Source organism: Leptospirillum ferrooxidans C2-3 (assembly GCF_000284315.1).
Classification (GTDB): domain Bacteria; phylum Nitrospirota; class Leptospirillia; order Leptospirillales; family Leptospirillaceae; genus Leptospirillum; species Leptospirillum ferrooxidans.
In genome coordinates, this window is sequence record NC_017094.1 from 711,731 (window position 1) to 727,509 (window position 15,779).

At 47.2% G+C, this 15,779-nt stretch carries 13 protein-coding genes; 5 read left to right on the forward strand and 8 right to left on the reverse strand.

Annotated elements, in window-relative coordinates:
* Positions 1-4: 4 nt before the first annotated feature.
* From guaA to LFE_RS03760, 5 genes are all read right to left on the reverse strand, one after another.
* The gene (guaA, locus tag LFE_RS03735) at positions 5-1,555 is read right to left on the reverse strand and encodes a glutamine-hydrolyzing GMP synthase (protein WP_014448937.1); all 1,551 of its coding nucleotides are present in this window, start codon (positions 1,553-1,555) and stop codon (positions 5-7) included.
* A 60-nt stretch (positions 1,556-1,615) separates the two neighbouring features.
* Positions 1,616-3,082 (reverse strand): IMP dehydrogenase, encoded by a 1,467-nt coding sequence (guaB, locus tag LFE_RS03740; RefSeq protein WP_014448938.1) that lies wholly within the window; start codon positions 3,080-3,082, stop codon positions 1,616-1,618.
* Positions 3,083-3,970: 888 nt separating this feature from the next.
* A complete protein-coding gene (locus LFE_RS03750) occupies positions 3,971-4,795 on the reverse strand; it encodes a DUF815 domain-containing protein (protein WP_014448939.1) in 825 nt (274 codons plus the stop codon).
* Between the two features lie 84 nt (positions 4,796-4,879).
* Complete coding sequence (locus LFE_RS03755) at positions 4,880-5,536, reverse strand: LON peptidase substrate-binding domain-containing protein (protein WP_014448940.1); 657 nt, start codon at positions 5,534-5,536, stop codon at positions 4,880-4,882.
* Positions 5,537-5,617: 81 nt separating this feature from the next.
* A complete protein-coding gene (locus LFE_RS03760; protein ID WP_014448941.1) occupies positions 5,618-6,001 on the reverse strand; it encodes a hypothetical protein in 384 nt (127 codons plus the stop codon).
* A gap of 146 nt (positions 6,002-6,147) precedes the next feature.
* Here LFE_RS03760 and LFE_RS12975 point away from each other — a divergent pair, with 146 nt between their 5' ends.
* Positions 6,148-6,609 carry a GNAT family N-acetyltransferase gene (locus LFE_RS12975; RefSeq protein WP_014448942.1) on the forward strand — a complete coding sequence of 154 codons (462 nt, stop codon included), beginning with the start codon at positions 6,148-6,150 and terminating at the stop codon, positions 6,607-6,609.
* A gap of 29 nt (positions 6,610-6,638) precedes the next feature.
* Here the strand turns inward: LFE_RS12975 and prfB are convergent, their stop codons facing one another.
* The 3 genes from prfB to LFE_RS03780 form a co-directional block, all read right to left on the reverse strand.
* On the reverse strand, positions 6,639-7,745 hold the full coding sequence (prfB, locus tag LFE_RS03770) for a peptide chain release factor 2 (protein ID WP_014448943.1): 1,107 nt from the start codon (positions 7,743-7,745) through the stop codon (positions 6,639-6,641).
* 126 nt (positions 7,746-7,871) lie between these two features.
* Positions 7,872-9,581, reverse strand: coding sequence for an apolipoprotein N-acyltransferase (lnt, locus tag LFE_RS03775; protein WP_081495333.1), 1,710 nt, complete (start codon positions 9,579-9,581; stop codon positions 7,872-7,874).
* A gap of 149 nt (positions 9,582-9,730) precedes the next feature.
* Positions 9,731-10,192, reverse strand: a complete 462-nt coding sequence (locus LFE_RS03780; protein WP_232502562.1) for a hypothetical protein — start codon at positions 10,190-10,192, stop codon at positions 9,731-9,733.
* A 183-nt stretch (positions 10,193-10,375) separates the two neighbouring features.
* On the opposite strand from LFE_RS03780, the gene LFE_RS03785 reads away from it, so the two are divergent.
* Genes LFE_RS03785 through nth form a run of 4 tightly spaced genes read left to right on the forward strand, consistent with a single transcriptional unit; the run spans position 10,376 to position 15,764 of the window.
* A complete protein-coding gene (locus LFE_RS03785) occupies positions 10,376-12,238 on the forward strand; it encodes an ATP-dependent DNA ligase (protein WP_014448946.1) in 1,863 nt (620 codons plus the stop codon).
* A gap of 19 nt (positions 12,239-12,257) precedes the next feature.
* Positions 12,258-12,716, forward strand: coding sequence for an Hsp20/alpha crystallin family protein (locus LFE_RS03790; RefSeq protein ID WP_014448947.1), 459 nt, complete (start codon positions 12,258-12,260; stop codon positions 12,714-12,716).
* Positions 12,709-15,129 carry an endopeptidase La gene (gene lon / locus LFE_RS03795; protein WP_014448948.1) on the forward strand — a complete coding sequence of 807 codons (2,421 nt, stop codon included), beginning with the start codon at positions 12,709-12,711 and terminating at the stop codon, positions 15,127-15,129. The genes LFE_RS03790 and lon overlap by 8 nt, the downstream gene beginning before the upstream one ends.
* Positions 15,126-15,764, forward strand: coding sequence for an endonuclease III (nth, locus tag LFE_RS03800; RefSeq protein ID WP_014448949.1), 639 nt, complete (start codon positions 15,126-15,128; stop codon positions 15,762-15,764). The genes lon and nth overlap by 4 nt, the downstream gene beginning before the upstream one ends.
* Positions 15,765-15,779: the final 15 nt, after the last annotated feature.

The window sequence follows — 15,779 nt, forward strand, 5'->3', positions numbered from 1 at the left end:
CGTTCTATTCCCATTCAATCGTGCTGGGAGGTTTGGGGGATATATCGTGAACGACTCGGTTAATTCCCCTGACCTCTGAAATGATCCGATGGGAAATCCGGATGAGGACATTATGGGGAATTTCTCCAATATCGGCTGTCATGCCGTCGACACTTGTGACTGTCCGCACGGCAATCGCATTCTCATAAGTTCTTTGATCGCCCATGACTCCAACAGAGTGAACAGGAAGAAGAACTGCAAAATATTGCCAAAGAGATTGCCCGGTGTCTGTACCATCAAGTTCTTCACGGACGATACGGTCGGCTTCGCGAACCATTCGGATGCGATCCGTGGTGATGGATCCAAGGATCCGGATGGCAAGCCCCGGACCAGGGAAAGGTTGTCGATGAACAAAATGGTCTGGTAATCCCAACTCTTTACCGATGATGCGTACTTCATCCTTAAAAAGCTCTCTTAGGGGCTCAACGAGAGAAAAAGGCATTCTTTTGGGAAGACCTCCCACGTTATGGTGACTTTTGATTACGCTGGACGAGCCCTTACTGGATACACTTTCGATGACATCAGGATAGAGCGTACCTTGAGCGAGATATTTCGGCATTCCCAACTGCTTGGCTTCTTTTTGGAAAACATGAATAAAGGTTCGACCAATGATTTTTCTTTTGCGTTCAGGATCCTTCACCCCAGCGAGTCGTTTTAGAAATAACTCGGAGCTGTGGGAAACCACCAAAGGGAGTTTCAAGGATTGTAGATCCCTGACAATGGATTGTGTTTCTCCTGCTCGCATGAGCCCATTGTCAACGTAAACCGCGGTGAATTGCTTTCCTACCGCCCTATGGCAAAGAAGGGCTGTTACCGTTGAATCAATTCCGCCTGAAAGGGCACAGATGAGAGAATCCTTTTTCACCGAATTTCGGATTTCTTCAACTTTTCGATCGATATAACCGGTAAGTGACCAGTTGGGCTCTATTCCAGCGATATCCTTCAGAAATGTCTGAATAAATTTGATGCCACTTCTTGTTTGTGTCACTTCAGGATGAAACTGAACTCCAAATAATTTTGCTTTGGGATTCTCCATGGCGGCATAAGGAGTTGTCTTTGTATGTCCTGCCCCGGAAAAACCTGGGGGAAGGTCAATAATACTGTCACCATGGCTCATCAGGACCGGATCTCCATCAGGAAATACCGTCCATAAGGGAGAAATGGTTTTTTCACGGTAAAAACCTGTCACTCCGTATTCCCTAATATCGGCAGGAACAACCTTGCCACCAAGAGTCTTGGCCATGATCTGCATCCCATAACAGATGCCAAGAACAGGGATCCCAAGCTTGAACAGATCCGGGTTTATGGAAGGTGCGTCCTGTTCAAAAACAGAGGATGGACCGCCTGAAAGAATAATGGCAAGAGGGGCTTTTTCTTTGACTTGGTCAATGGATGTCGAAAAGGGATGGATTTCGGAATAGATTCCTAATTCCCTGACTCTTCGTGCAATATTTTGAGTCAGTTGGGATCCAAAGTCCAAGATAACTACAGGCCGGGGTATTGAGAGATTATTCAATTGCAAATTCTCCGATTAAAGGCGGGAAAACTAATCTTTTGGATGGAAAGAGATGGAAAATCAGCTTTCGTCCCATTCCCGGCGGTAGTTGGGGGCTTCTTTGGTAACGATAACATCGTGAACGTGACTCTCCCTTAGACCGGAGGAGGAGATTCTGATGAAATAGGCTTTTTCCTGAAGTTCCGGAATCGTTTTGCAACCGCAATAACCCATACCGGATCTGAGGCCACCTGCTAGCTGGTAGACCATATCGGCGAGCTTCCCCTTATGAGGCACCCGTCCCTCGATACCTTCTGGGACAAGTTTCTTTGCTCCGGCCTGCCCGTATCTATCGGCTCCTCCCCGTTCCATCGCACCGATGGAGCCCATTCCACGATAGGTTTTATACGATCTGCCCTGAAAGAGAACCGTTTCGCCAGGAGACTCTTCTGTTCCCGCAAAAAGGGAGCCAAGCATGACGGCAGTTGCTCCTGCCGCAAGGGCTTTTGTGATATCACCGGAGTATTTGATACCACCGTCGGCAATAATGGGGACTTTATGTTTTTTTGCAATTTTGCTGACATTGGAGATGGCTGTTAGCTGTGGAACGCCTGCTCCGGCAACAATTCGTGTTGTGCAAATGGATCCCGGACCAACTCCGACCTTAAGAACATTAGCGCCAGCTTTAATCAATGTTTCAGCTGCTTCTCCAGTAGCGATGTTGCCGGCCATGATTGGAAGATCAGGATGATTTTTACGAATTTCACGGATCATTTCAACAACAGCTTTCGAATGGCCATGTGCGGTATCGATGACCAGAATGTCAACTTGTGCTTTTACCAGAAGGGCTGCTCGTTCTACTGCCGATGCTCCGACTCCCACGGCTGCACCGACGACCAATCGACCTTTTGAGTCTTTTGCAGAATTGGGGTATTTGATCTTTTTCTCAATGTCCTTGATGGTGATCAATCCCTGAAGGTGACCATCTTCATCGACAACGGGAAGCTTTTCAATGTGATGATGCTGGAAAAGTTCTTTTGCCGAATCGAGAGTTGTTCCGACCGGGACTGTGACAAGGTTCTTGCTGGTCATGACCTCAGAAATCTTTTTGGTAGAGCCGGTTTCAAATCTCAGGTCCCGATTGGTGACAATGCCAACAAGCTTCCTGTTTTTGATCACAGGGATGCCGGATATTCTAAAAGTGCTCATGATCCCGAAGGCTTCCCCGACGGTTTGGTCAGGGCCAATCGTGATGGGATCGGTGATCATGCCGGATTCAGACTTTTTGACTTTATCTACTTCATGGGCTTGGTCTTCAGCGGACATTGCCCGATGAATGATCCCCATTCCGCCTTCGCGTGCAAGGGCTATAGCCATTCGGGCTTCGGTCACCGTGTCCATCGCAGCTGACAAGACGGGCAGGTTAAGAGTGATCCCAGGTACGATTGTAACCGTTGTATCAACGTCGCCTGGCATATACTCTGAATATTGTGGGACGAGAATAACATCATCGAAGGTTAGACCAGTCGGGACGGGTTCTTGAAGCATTCTGACCTCTCTTTTAAAATTTTATATCTGGTAATGATATTCCTTTTTGGATGGATGGGTCAAATATTCTCTGGGTAAGCGGGTAATAGCTGGTGGCTTGGAATAGCTCTTTCCCCGGAGACTTTACTATTCAAGCGCTTGGACTCTATCCGAAAGAATGTATCAGTATTCCTGTTTCCTCCGGGGTTATCCGGCAGTTGGTCAATCCATTGCGCCTGCCACGTTTGATATGACCGACGAACGTGAATGATATGGTGCTGAAATGGACACGTTCGAATGGAGGTGAAGGATCCCCTGACTTTTGAAAAACCAAAGCCATGAAAGCGTTACCAAACTTTCGCCACATCAAGAAATATCATCTTGAGAGAGAGCGAATGGTCGGATGAGTTTCTCTCCCCCACATAGAAACCGTTTAGGGGAAGGCAGAGAGGATCTCCTTGTCGGTCAATATGGGCGAAGACATCCGGCATTGGTCGAAGCTTGACCCTCCAGCAACTCTGGAGGGTCAAGCCGGCCACAGTCGATGACCCACAAGAATAGGGAGCCATCTGGTCAATTCGTGCTTCCTCACCAAGAGCATTCTTTCTGATGACCAAAAGCAAAGAGAAAGAACCCGGATCCTGATGTGAGGAATTGCCAAGAGGACGCTGTCATCCCTGCCGGGATTTTCCGGATGAGGGAAGGGGCTCGGGACCACGGGAAGCAAAGCCCTCATTGGAGGTTTACCTGTGGCTAGAAGGGAGGTTCGGGCTTGATCCTTTTTCAGTCGATGGCAATAAGATAAAGAGGGCCATCCGGCACGTTGGGGGAGCTCCGGATCAAGAGTGGTGCTCGTTCGGCATGGAAAGCACGGAGCCTAAGCCATCCTGTAAGATTGTTCTGGACAGTTTACTGAGGCTCTTTCCAGTTTTCAATCAAACCCCTCCGGACCATCTTTGCAAACAGGGTTGCTGTTCTTCCAGATCTGGATCCTCTCTCAAGAGCAAATTTTTTGGCCATCATGAATATCTCTGACAGAGGGGTTTTATGATCTGAGCGGCCGACAACCCATTCTAGATTTTCAAATAGGGAAAACTCTTTTTCCCAGTCGGCAGGGATAGATCCTATTGCTCCTTCTTCAACCAACTTATAGAGAACAATCTGCATATAGACCTTCATATCCGGTTCCCATGTGGATATGGTCAATCCGAATCGGTCAGACAATGCCATTGTTTCATCGATGATTTCGGATGATCGTATCGCATCCTCCCGGAGAGAGTGCCTTTCCTCGAGCAGATGGCGGTGATTGGATGTCACAATGAGTGCGACATGGGAGGGGAATTCCATGATGCCTCCGTCAAGGATTCCCCGGAAAGTATGAAGGAGAGGATCTCCTTCTCTGAAGTAAAGATCATCGATCAAAATAATCGAAGGAGCCGTTGTTTCTGAAAGCACATCAATCAGAGGAACAATATCATGGATACCCTCCCTTGCTATCTGGACAAGATGACAAGGGGCGCTATGGATAGGAAAAGGGGGGGTGTTCAGCTTCTGCCATGCGGCAAGGGCGAGGGAAGTTTTTCCTGTGCCCCTGAAGCCTTCAATCAGTGTTGGAAGAGGGTTGAGACCGGTCCTTATCCCCAAAAGGTTCTGGAACAACTGCTTGGAAGCATTTTCCATTCCAACAAGTTGTTCTGCCAAAATGGTTCTTGGGTGGTGGATCGGATATAGCACCGAGCCTCCACCAGGTTCTGACAAGAGTCGGAAGACAAGACCTTCCCTGGAGAGAGCTCCTACGGCTGCTTGCCTGTCAAGCATCTAGAGTAACGGATCGCATGTTCCGCTCCCTGGTTCGATCGAAGATGTGTCTTCAAGCAGTTCAAATTTCCGAAACAGGAGGAGATCGTACAGGCGGCCTGCCTCAATCCGGATAGAGGGAGATTCCAGCAGGAACTGTTTTTCCGTTGGCGTAAAAGGAAGGAACGCAGACCAATGATGGACGAGTGATTCATGGTCGAGATTGGATTCCTTGATCCAAGATAACTCTCTTGTCAAATCAAGTGTCTCGACCATTTCATCAACGACATTGGAGAGTCGTTCAAAAAGGAGTGGAGAGAGTATTTCCTCAGAAAGCTCTTCTCTCGTCTCAATCATTCCTGTTCGAAATGGCTCTGAGGGAATTTCTGAGATGAGTTCAAAAGAGGATATTCCCAGAAGGGTAATATAATAGCGGCCATCAGGAAGCTGATTGTGTTGAATGATCCTTCCCAGACACCCAATCGATTCCATTGGTGGATTCTGATCGTATTGGTTTTCCCAGCCATCTTTTAAGAACATCATCCCTATTAGCCCTTCGCCGGAGATGGCCTCGGCAATCATGGCGCGATAGCGAGGCTCAAAAATATGGAGCGGTCTGAGCGTTTTTGGAAAAAGGACAACATTAGGCAAGGGAAAGAGAGGAACAGTCATATTCATGGATTTTCTCCGCATATGAAATGAGTCAGGATTGTCGAATATCCTATCGGTAATGATATCTCAAAAGGTGAGCTGTTCTTCTCAATCCTCCAGGAAGAGAACATATTTGCCATTACTCTTCTTGATAATGCCTTTTTCATCAGGAAATGCGATTCCAAATAGAGCCAGGTTGCCAAACCAGACAGTTATGTCCGGTGAATAGGTGAAGGTCAATATCTTTCCTGAGACTCTTTCTGACAGATGACTCATTGTCTGGTCAAGGTCCGGGTATTCCCCAACTTTAACGAGATGATGGCTTTGCACAATCTTTGTCTGATAGCTTCGGTCGTGAAGGTGATTCTTGCCCCAAATACTGAAAAACGTCATTAACACAACAAGTAGTATGACCATTACCTTGATCTGGGAGATCATGATCTTGAGTGCCGCAGTCCAAGCACTGTCCGCATCTTTTTGTGGTTGTGACAAAAAGTCCTCCTAGACATTTTCTAAAAAAAGGAGAGGTTGTTCAATTCACTGTATCACTGACAAAACTCTTGGGAAATGATAGCCTTTTCTTGGAAGCTTGAACAACTTTTTCTAGAATTCCACCCTGTACTGAAGGAGTCTCGTCGTTGGAATATGCCATTAGATCGGCAGATATCTCGGATGTCGACACTCTCGCTTCCTTTTGGGTCCGGCTCATGGAAGAGGAGGCTCCCCCATTGTCCGAGGCTGGTCCGACTGGTTTTTCTGACTGTAAAAAATCCCTTTTGAACATGTTGCCGGTCAAAGATCGTGTTCATGGTGAGATTCTGGAGTATAAGGGAACCCCCGTAGGATTCGTTCTCGGATATACGTATGAGAGGCCATACGGTTCCCCCCGTTTTGCTGGACAGATCTTGCACTGGTATGTGCTTCCGGAGCATCGCGGACACGGAGAAGGCAGAAGACTTCTCCGTGTCCTGATGGATTGGATGGCTGAACGGAAGGTCCAGATTCTTGAGGTCATGGCAAAAGATGATCCAGGGAGAAATATTGCCTGGGCATCAATGGGCTTTTCCGTGACGCTAAAAATGCATGGAAAAAAACTTTGAAGTCGTAAATGGATTGATCTCTTAATGATTTAATTCTCTGGAAGGTCATCGTGACCAGTTCCTGAGCCAAGAGTCCCCTCCCATCGGGCAAGAAGAAACCCTCGAATGAATGTATCGATTTCTCCGTCAAGAATATCGTTGACCCGCGAAGACTCCAATCCGGTCCTATGATCCTTGATCAATTGGTAAGGTTGTAGAACGTACGATCTTATCTGGTGTCCCCATCCAATTTCTTTCTTGTTTTGTGCCCCGGCAATCTTGTCAAGCTCTTCTTTTTGTTTCGTTTTTTCAAGTTCATAGAGCTTTGCCCGTAAAACCTTAAACGCCATTTCCCTGTTTTGAAGCTGAGAGCGTTCATTTTGGCTGGAAATCACAATTCCTGTTGGCATATGTGTCAGTCGGATTGCGGAAGATGTTTTGTTAACATGCTGACCGCCGGCTGATGACGCGCGAAAAGTATCAACCCTGATGTCCTCATCCCTGATATCAACAACGATATCATCATCAAGTTCCGGATATACAAAAACTGAGGCAAATGATGTATGTCTCCTTTTGTTGGAGTCAAAGGGAGAGATCCTGACGAGACGATGAATTCCTGCTTCAGAACTCAGGTAGCCAAAGGCATGCTCCCCCTTGATTCTGATGGTAGCACTTTTAATTCCGGCTTCATCGCCGCTTTGGAGATCGATGACCTCGACGGTCATTCCATGGCGCTCTCCCCAGCGCATATACATGCGAAGGAGCATCTGTGCCCAGTCTTGGGACTCCGTTCCTCCCGCTCCTGGGTGAATATCGATGAGGGCAGGGTTGTCCGATTCCTTGTCCGAGAGTATTTCATTCAATTCAAACTGCTGCACGAACTGGGAGAAATCAGGACCAACTGTTGAAAGTTCCCTTAAAAACTCCGGATCATCAGCAAGGTCGATCAGTGCCTTGATCTCTTCTTCTTTTGCGCAAAGTGCGTTGATCTGTTCGAGTCGCTTTTCGAGAGTGGACTTCTCTTTCAAAAGTTTTGTTGCCCGGGAGGAATCCTTCCAGAATTCTGGAGATTGCGTTTGGGATTCGATCTGTTCGAGTTGTCCCCTTAGTCTTCCCTGGTCAAAGATGCCTCCGGATCTGGTCCAGTCTTTTTTCATCTGCCTGGAATTGTTCTCGGAGTGATTCAATGGATGCGACCGGTTCGTTCATTCAATTTCCTCTCATGAAAATAATGTTGTTCAAAGTATAAAAACCTTATTGTTGGGACGATTTATCCTTTTAACCTAGTGCATGTCGTCAAGGAGAGGCGAAGATTTTATTCCATCATTATGTGGTTCCATTGCACGAGTCGCAAGGAGGAATAAAAAAATGACGAGAGAAAACCGAAAAACCCATTCGCCATATTTTTGGTAAAACGTTTCATGGCTATCAAGCGGAACGGTCAAGGTGATTGACTCTTTTGTAAATCTTCCGGATGTCCTTATCAGTTTTCCCCTTCCAGAAATGGCTCCGGAGTACCCGCTATTGGCTGCTCTTAGCAATGGAATGCCTTCTTCTATTGCCCGTATCATTGTTTGTTGGTAAAGCTGATGGGAAGCTGCCGTTTTTCCATACCAGGCATCGTCCGTGAAGACAACAAGAAGGTTTGCCCCTTTCAGTACAAGTTGGTGAACGAGAGAGGGGTACATGGCTTCGTAGCAGATAACCGGACCAATTCGGATCTTTTTGTAGAATTCGGGAAGGGATCTTGAATCCTCCTCTTTGAAGGGAGCAAAGAGTTTTTGATGCTTCCCCGGAATGAGGTCACCAGTGATGCCTGTCATGTTTCTTAGCCAGCCAAAAATGGATGGGAAAGGGATATATTCACCAAAAGGAACAAGATGGATCTTTGTATAGCGATCGAGAATTTCACCATTGTTGGATATCAGGGCGGCATCATTTGAAAAAGAATAACGAAAACGATCCGCTTCCCTGTGAAGTCCGATTGTTCCTGTAACGATTGGTACTGGCAGGTTCAGGGCTTTTTGCAGATCTTTTGCAATGGACCGGGGTGGAGAGTCGATCACAACAGGGATGGCTGTTTCAGGCCATAAAAGAATTTTCGCATCTTGTGACAGCGCTTGTTTGGAAAGTTGATGATAGGTTCGTATCGTATCTTTTAAGTATTGTGATGTCCATTTCTGGTCTTGGGGAATATTGCCCTGAATAATGCCAACCTTGATATGCTGTGTTTCCTGTGCTGAAGATTCTTTTGAAAGTAGTTCGGCTGAGCCAAAACCAGCAGAAAGAGTCAGTACAGACATGGCAATGGCAGGGAGTGACTGTTTCCGAAAAAGATCCGCTGAGGTTTTGCCGGAGAGTTTGTTGATAATGGGGAGAATGACTGCGGAGAGAAGGCCGGAGATGAAAATGATGGCAAAAGACATTCCTGTCGCACCAAGGATGGATAGATCGGGCGTAAGCAGTTCTTGCCCCCATATCAGGTCTCCGAGTGGGTTTAGGGGAAATCCTGTAAAGAGTTCGGATCGGAGAACCTCCAGAATAGTCCACAGACAGGCTCCAAAAAGAGCCAAAACGACAGGATTTGAAGGATTGTTCAGATCGTTTTTCTTCCAGATGTCGAGACCAAACAGGAATAAGCCTGTAAAAAGTCCCAAATAGGAAGAAAGGACAAAAAGGGAAAAAAAGGAGAGGATGAATGGAAGATGTCCAAAATGATGAATGGTCTGGACGACCCACCATAAGCTTGTCAGTGCTTCGGTTACTCCAAAAATCCACCCCAAAAAAAACGACCTGCCTGAACTTCGTATCCGGGCTCCGTTTGAAAAAGGACTGGGCTCCGGAGAGAGAAAAAAGTTCGTCAAAAACAATGGGACAAACAGGAAGGGGAGCATGGGCAGAAGCATTGGAGAAATCTTGTCAGGGATAAAAAATAACCCTAAAAAAAATCCTGACAAGACAAAAAGAAGCGACTCGCCCACGGCACCTTTCATCGCTTTAAACCGAATGTGTCAATTGGCAAAATCAAACATCCCAATCTCTATGAACAACCCTAAGTTGAAGTGATTTTTGGTGGATCAACAGATATCATGATGGAAAGAAGAGGACCCCCTCGGCAAACTCACAAAAGCCTGTCGGGTGGCTAGTGAGATGTGTTGGGATTAAATCCTCCTCCTTGGCCTTCTATCCACCAGTTCCCTGGCCAGTTTCCCCCTGGAACGCCTCCTGCGGTTGTCGTGCCCTGTGAAGGTGGTGGGGTATAGGCACCTGCTGCTGCGGGCCCACCCAGTAGATGGTGCAGAACCCGGTCCATTGTTCCTTCGGACTGTAGCTGGGAATTTGTCGGAGACTTCTCCGGTCCTGCCCCCATGGGTTCGAGCCCCAGAGGAGTCGGATTGACAGGTGCCATCTCCTGGCGAATTTTTTGTTTTTCACTTGTTGCACTAGAGGCTTTTTTGGAAGGGGTTGTGCCACTATCGGCGGCATAGGCTATTCCACTAAAAAAAACCGAGCCAACGAGAAGGGAAATCAAGAGGAATTGACCGAAGCTCCTTTGACGGACAATCGTTTTTCTGGACATGGAGACCCTCACTGTTCTACCCAATAGGGGAACTGCTCCGAAAATTACTAAAATCATTTGCGAACACCAGACCACTGATAACGTCCACCTTCTGCGCTATCTTTATTTTATTAAGGATAGATTTTTTCTCTCTTGTGTCTTTCAGTATACTCCATTTTTTGGAGTGAAGGCGAAAAAATTTTTTAACACGAAATCACGGAGGTTTGTGTGGGGTTTTGCATAGATGAGATTAGTGAAGATTTCAGCAAAATGGAGGCGATAAAAGGGAGGACCGAATTGGCTGGGATCCTCGGCAATCTTTTTCTCCGTTGCGACGAGGAAGAGATTGCCCCCCTTGTCTATGTGGTTCAGGGACAGTTGTCCCCTCCATTTCGCGGTGAACCGATGGGAATGGCTTCAAGGCTTTTGATTCGAGCGCTTTCCGAGGTCAAGGCAAAAAAAACGTTCTCCGACCTTAATCCGGAAGAAGCTAAAAAGATGGAAAAATCCCTGGATGTAATGCTCGCTCATTTGGGTGACCCAGGGGCATTGGCACAAGAGGTCCTCTCTCAAAATAGTCCTTCAAGGCTTTCATTCCTGGACGTTTTTAGAATTCTTGAGCGGCTTTCCCAAATGGAAGGAGAAGGGTCCCAAGTCGACAAGGTCAGTGAGCTGGCGACGCTTCTTTCCCGGCTATCCCCATTGTCCGCCCGCTTTGTTGCAAGGTTTGTCATGGGGAAACTTCGACTTGGTGTTGGGGATTCAACCATTATTGAGGCATTGGCTGTTTCTGGCGGAGGAAGAGCCACCAAGTCTATCGTTGAAAAGGCCTACAATATTTGCTCAGACTTGGGACTTGTCGGGAGAAAGATCAAGCAGGGCGGTCTTGAAAGCCTGTCATCCCTGGAACCGAGTCCCGGCTTTCCGATTCGAGTTGCGTTATGCGAAAGATTGTCTTCCGGGGAAGACATTATTGCCAAGATCGGACGCTGTTCGATTGAGAGCAAATATGACGGTTTCAGATGCCAGATCCATATCATCGCAGGAAAAGTCGAGATTTTTTCAAGAAATCTTGATTCCATGACATCCATGTTTCCGGAAATCGTTCGAGCCACAAAGGAAATCTTTGGAAATAGAAGCGCCATTTTTGAAGGGGAGGCCCTTGGAATTGATCCGGAAACAGGGACCTACCAGCCATTCCAGGTTACGATTACCCGTAAAAGGAAGCATAATGTTTTGGAAAAATCCCTGGAGATTCCCTTGAGGCTTCTGGTCTTTGACCTCCTTTACCTTGATGGTGTTTCTTGGATGGAGCGGCCTTTCTTCGAAAGGAGAGCTAAGGTTGAGACCCTTTTTGGCGCGGAGAAATTTGATATTTTGGAAGTGGAGCGACCTCCTGCGGGAGTTATTGGCTCTTCCCGACTTATTTTTACGGATGAGGCCTCAAAGGTAAACGAATTTTTTGAAGAAGTGGTTGAGGAGGGATTTGAGGGAATCATTGCGAAGCGTCTGGACGGCATTTATACTGCGGGGTCAAGAAATTTCAACTGGATCAAGCTTAAAAAAAGCTATCAGGGAAAAATTTCGGATACATTGGATCTGGTCATTATCGGGTACTATCTGGGGAAAGGCCAGAGGCTAAAATTGGGAATAGGGGCAATCTTGGCCGCTGTCTGGGATAGAGATTCAAAGTCGTTTGCCTCCATTGCCCGCATCGGATCCGGTTTGACGGAAGAGAAATGGATGATGCTTTCGGCAATGCTGAGAGAAATCGTTGTGCCGGAACGTCCTGTAGATGTGATGAGCGATGTTGTTCCAGACTTCTGGGTCCTTCCACGATTTGTTGTCACCGTAAGGGCAGATGAAATCAGCAGGTCTTCAATGCATGCCGCTGGCAGGGATTACCTTTCGAACACGGAAGGAACCCCCGAAGGCTACGCCCTTCGTTTTCCACGAATGGTCTCTTTTGTGCGCGCCGATAAAAAACCCGAAGATGCGACTGAAGTCTCCGAAATTGTTTCCTTGTTTGACTTGCAGAGAAGCTTGTCCCAGAGGTCCCAACGGGAAAAACCTTCTTCTGTCCGGAAATAACCTTTTCAGGAGTGAAAAGATGAAACCTCATGATATAGATACACTTTTCTTGCAGTTGGCGGGTGCCCTTTCCAGGGGATTGACTCCTGAAATTGTTTTCCGGTCATCGGGGGAGCCAAGGTGGCAACCAATGACGGATATCTATGAAACCGAAGGAGAGGTTGTTATCAAGATTGAGCTTGCCGGCGTGCCAAAGGAAGAAATATCGATCGGGATGGATGGAAACCGACTGTTGGTAAGGGGTGTCAGAAAGGATGAATCTAAAAGTTACGCCCCTCAAAAGAAAAAAAACTATCTCCAGATGGAAATTAACTATGGGGAGTTTGAGCGGGCCTTTTTATTGCCTGAAGGGTTGGATCCGCAAAGTGTTCGGGCCGAGTATTCGCTTGGTTTTTTGAGGGTTATAGTGAAAAGACGCCCCCCAAGACAAATTGTGACTGTTCAGGTTACCGACGGAGAGGAGTTAAAAAATGGTTGAAGAACAGGTTCGGACACCTGGTGAATCTCCCTTGGTCGTTTTGCAGGATTCCGTTGTTTTTCCTCATATATTGACGTCTCTTGCCTTTCACCACCCGATGGATCTGGCTGCGATCGATGAGGCCATGAATCGGGAGCCAAAGACTCTGGTCTGTGTGACTGCAAGAAATTCCGGAAAAGAAGAGTCAGCTTCCCTGGAGACTGTTTCTCCGGAGCTTCCGGTTAAGCTTGAAAATCTCCATGAGGTCGGGACGATGGTTCTCATTCATAAACTCCTTCGAATCCCTGCAGGTGGGGTTGCGATCATGGTCCAGGGAATCAGGAGAGTGAAAATTGATGAGATCGTCCAGACGGATCCGGTTGTCCGGGTGAGGGTTCATCCGGATCCAGAATCACCGGATCGCTCCGTGGAAACCGAAGCGTTGATGAGGCTGATCCTGGGGCAGGTCAAGCAACTGGCAGAGCTTGCGCCTTACCTTCCGGACGAGTTTGAGACAATGGCTTTAAACATTGACAACCCCCATCACCTGGCTTACCTCGTTGTGACGTTTTTGAAATTGCCAGTTGAAGATCGTCAGAAAATTCTGGAAATTGATTCGTCTGAAGCCAAATTGACGAATTTGTCGACACATCTCGAGCGCGAGATAGAGCTTCTTGAACTTGGTGGAAAAATAAAGTCCAAAATTCAGGATGATGTTCAGAAAAGCCAGAGGGACTTTTTCCTTCGGGAGCAGGTTCGAGCAATCCAGAAAGAGCTTGGTGACGGGGAAGAGGGTGATGAGGACATTGTCCGTTATCGGGAAAAAATTGCGAAAAGCCAGCTTCCTCCAGAGGTTTTGAGAGAAGTGAACCGGGAGCTTGATCGACTGGTTCGCTTTGGAAACGGGCAGTCGCAAGAGTCTGGTGTCATTCGAACCTATCTTGACGTTGTTCTGGATCTTCCATGGGCAAGACATTCCACTGAACCTTTTTCGATTGAAAAGGCTCAGAAAATCCTTGATGAGGATCATTATGGAATTGAAAAAGTCAAAGACCGCATCCTGGATGAACTGGCTGTTCACCTTCGGGCAAAAGGGAAAAACAGGGGACCTGTTTTGTGTTTTATCGGACCTCCTGGGGTCGGAAAGACAACCTTGGGTCAATCAATCGCCCGTGCAATGGGGAGATCTTTTGTACGGGTTTCTCTCGGAGGAGTTCGGGATGACTCTGAGATCAGGGGACATCGTCGCACGTATGTCGGTGCGATGCCTGGAAGAATTATTCAGGGAATGAGAAAAGCCGGAACGCATAATCCTGTATTTATGCTGGATGAAATCGACAAGCTGGGATCAGATCAGCGTGGGGATCCTGCATCAGCGCTTCTGGAAGTTCTCGACTCATCTCAGAACAAGGACTTCAGGGATCACTATCTTGATCTTCCCTTTGACTTGTCAGAAGTTTTTTTTATTGCAACAGCGAATGTCTTTCAGACGATCCCACCACCATTGCTTGATCGAATGGAGATCATCCGTCTTGCAGGTTATACATGGGAGGAAAAGCGTCATATTGCCAGGCAATATCTCATTCCTCGTGTCATGAAAGAGCTTGGGATTGACCCTTTTGAATTTCGTCTTGACGATCCAGCTCTGGTTCGCTTGATCCGGGAGTTCACTCGTGAAGCGGGTGTCAGGACACTTGATCGAAAAATCGCAACGCTACTTCGAAAAGTGGTTCGGGTTCGATCGGAAATGTCCAGAAAGCGAAAGGTGATCATTACTCCGAAGTCCATTTCCACATATCTGGGAAATGAGTATGTTGAACCAGAACATCTTCTGGACAAGGCCGCTCCTGGAGTCGTAACCGGTCTGGCATGGACTCCGAATGGGGGGGATGTTCTTTTTATTGAAACGCTTGCGATCGAAGGCTCAAAAGGCTTTATTCTGACCGGGCACCTCGGAGATGTCATGAAGGAGTCAGCCAGAACAGCCTTTTCGGTTGTCCAGTCCAGAATTGCAAAATTGGGAATCGAACAGAATTTTTTTTCAAAGAATGAGATTCATGTTCATGTCCCGGGTGGTGCGATTCCAAAAGATGGCCCTTCTGCCGGAATTACGATTGCTGTTGCGATCGTATCCCTTGTGACTGGGATCCCTGTTCCGGAAACGCTTGCGATGACCGGAGAGATCGCTCTTTCCGGGAGAGTCTTGCCCGTTGGAGGAGTCAAGGAAAAGCTGATCGGTGCGCGTGAGGCAGGTATCAAGCGGGTTTTTATTCCTGAAAAAAATGCCAAAGATCTTCTGGAAATTCCGGAGGAGGTGAAGAAAGACTTGACGATCGTTCTTGTATCCCATATTGATGATATTTTTGATGAATGCTTCTCGATTAAAAAACGGAAGAAGCCGGTTTTGTCCAAGGTTGGAAAGAAGTTTTCTTGAAAAAGCCGAATGCAGCATATGTAAGGGAAATCTTTGAAAAACTGAAGGTGTCGATTCCCCATCCGGCCATGGAGCTTGACTTTGTTTCACCCTTTGAGCTTTTGGTGGCGACCGTTTTGTCTGCCCAATCAACAGATAAAACGGTCAACACTATTACCCCGACCCTTTTCCGTAAATTTCCTGACCCAGAATCAATGGCAAGAGCTTCTCTTTCAGATCTGGAAGGGCTTATTCGTTCTGCCGGATTTTTCCATAGGAAATCTCTTCAATTGATTGGTCTTTCCCGGGCAATTGTCGATCACTTCCATGGAAAAGTGCCTGATAATATCGACGAACTGGTCAAATTGCCAGGGGTTGGCAGAAAAACGGCAAGTGTTGTTTTGGCCTATGGATTTCATATTCCGGCAATCGCGGTTGACACCCACGTCATTCGGGTATCCAACCGGCTTGGTCTTACCGTATCCTCAGATCCTGAGGAAATTGAATCGGATCTCTGCAGTATCATCCCCCGGGAAGACTGGATTAATTCGGGGAGTCGTCTCCTTTTGCATGGACGTTATGTTTGTGTCGCCAGGAAGCCACTCTGTGGGTCTTGTGTATTATCGAACCTGTGTCCTTCTAAAGCTCCCATTTAAAAAAATTGGCTGGTC

Coding starts and splice junctions, on each gene's coding strand:
- guaB (WP_014448938.1), bottom strand. CDS start 3,082: ATGCTTCAAGAACCCGTCCCGACTGGTCTAACCTTCGATGATGTTATT.
- LFE_RS03755 (WP_014448940.1), bottom strand. CDS start 5,536: ATGAATATGACTGTTCCTCTCTTTCCCTTGCCTAATGTTGTCCTTTTT.
- prfB (WP_014448943.1), bottom strand. CDS start 7,745: ATGAAAAAAGACTGGACCAGATCCGGAGGCATCTTTGACCAGGGAAGA.
- lnt (WP_081495333.1), bottom strand. CDS start 9,581: ATGAAAGGTGCCGTGGGCGAGTCGCTTCTTTTTGTCTTGTCAGGATTT.
- LFE_RS03790 (WP_014448947.1), top strand. CDS start 12,258: ATGAAACCTCATGATATAGATACACTTTTCTTGCAGTTGGCGGGTGCC.
- lon (WP_014448948.1), top strand. CDS start 12,709: ATGGTTGAAGAACAGGTTCGGACACCTGGTGAATCTCCCTTGGTCGTT.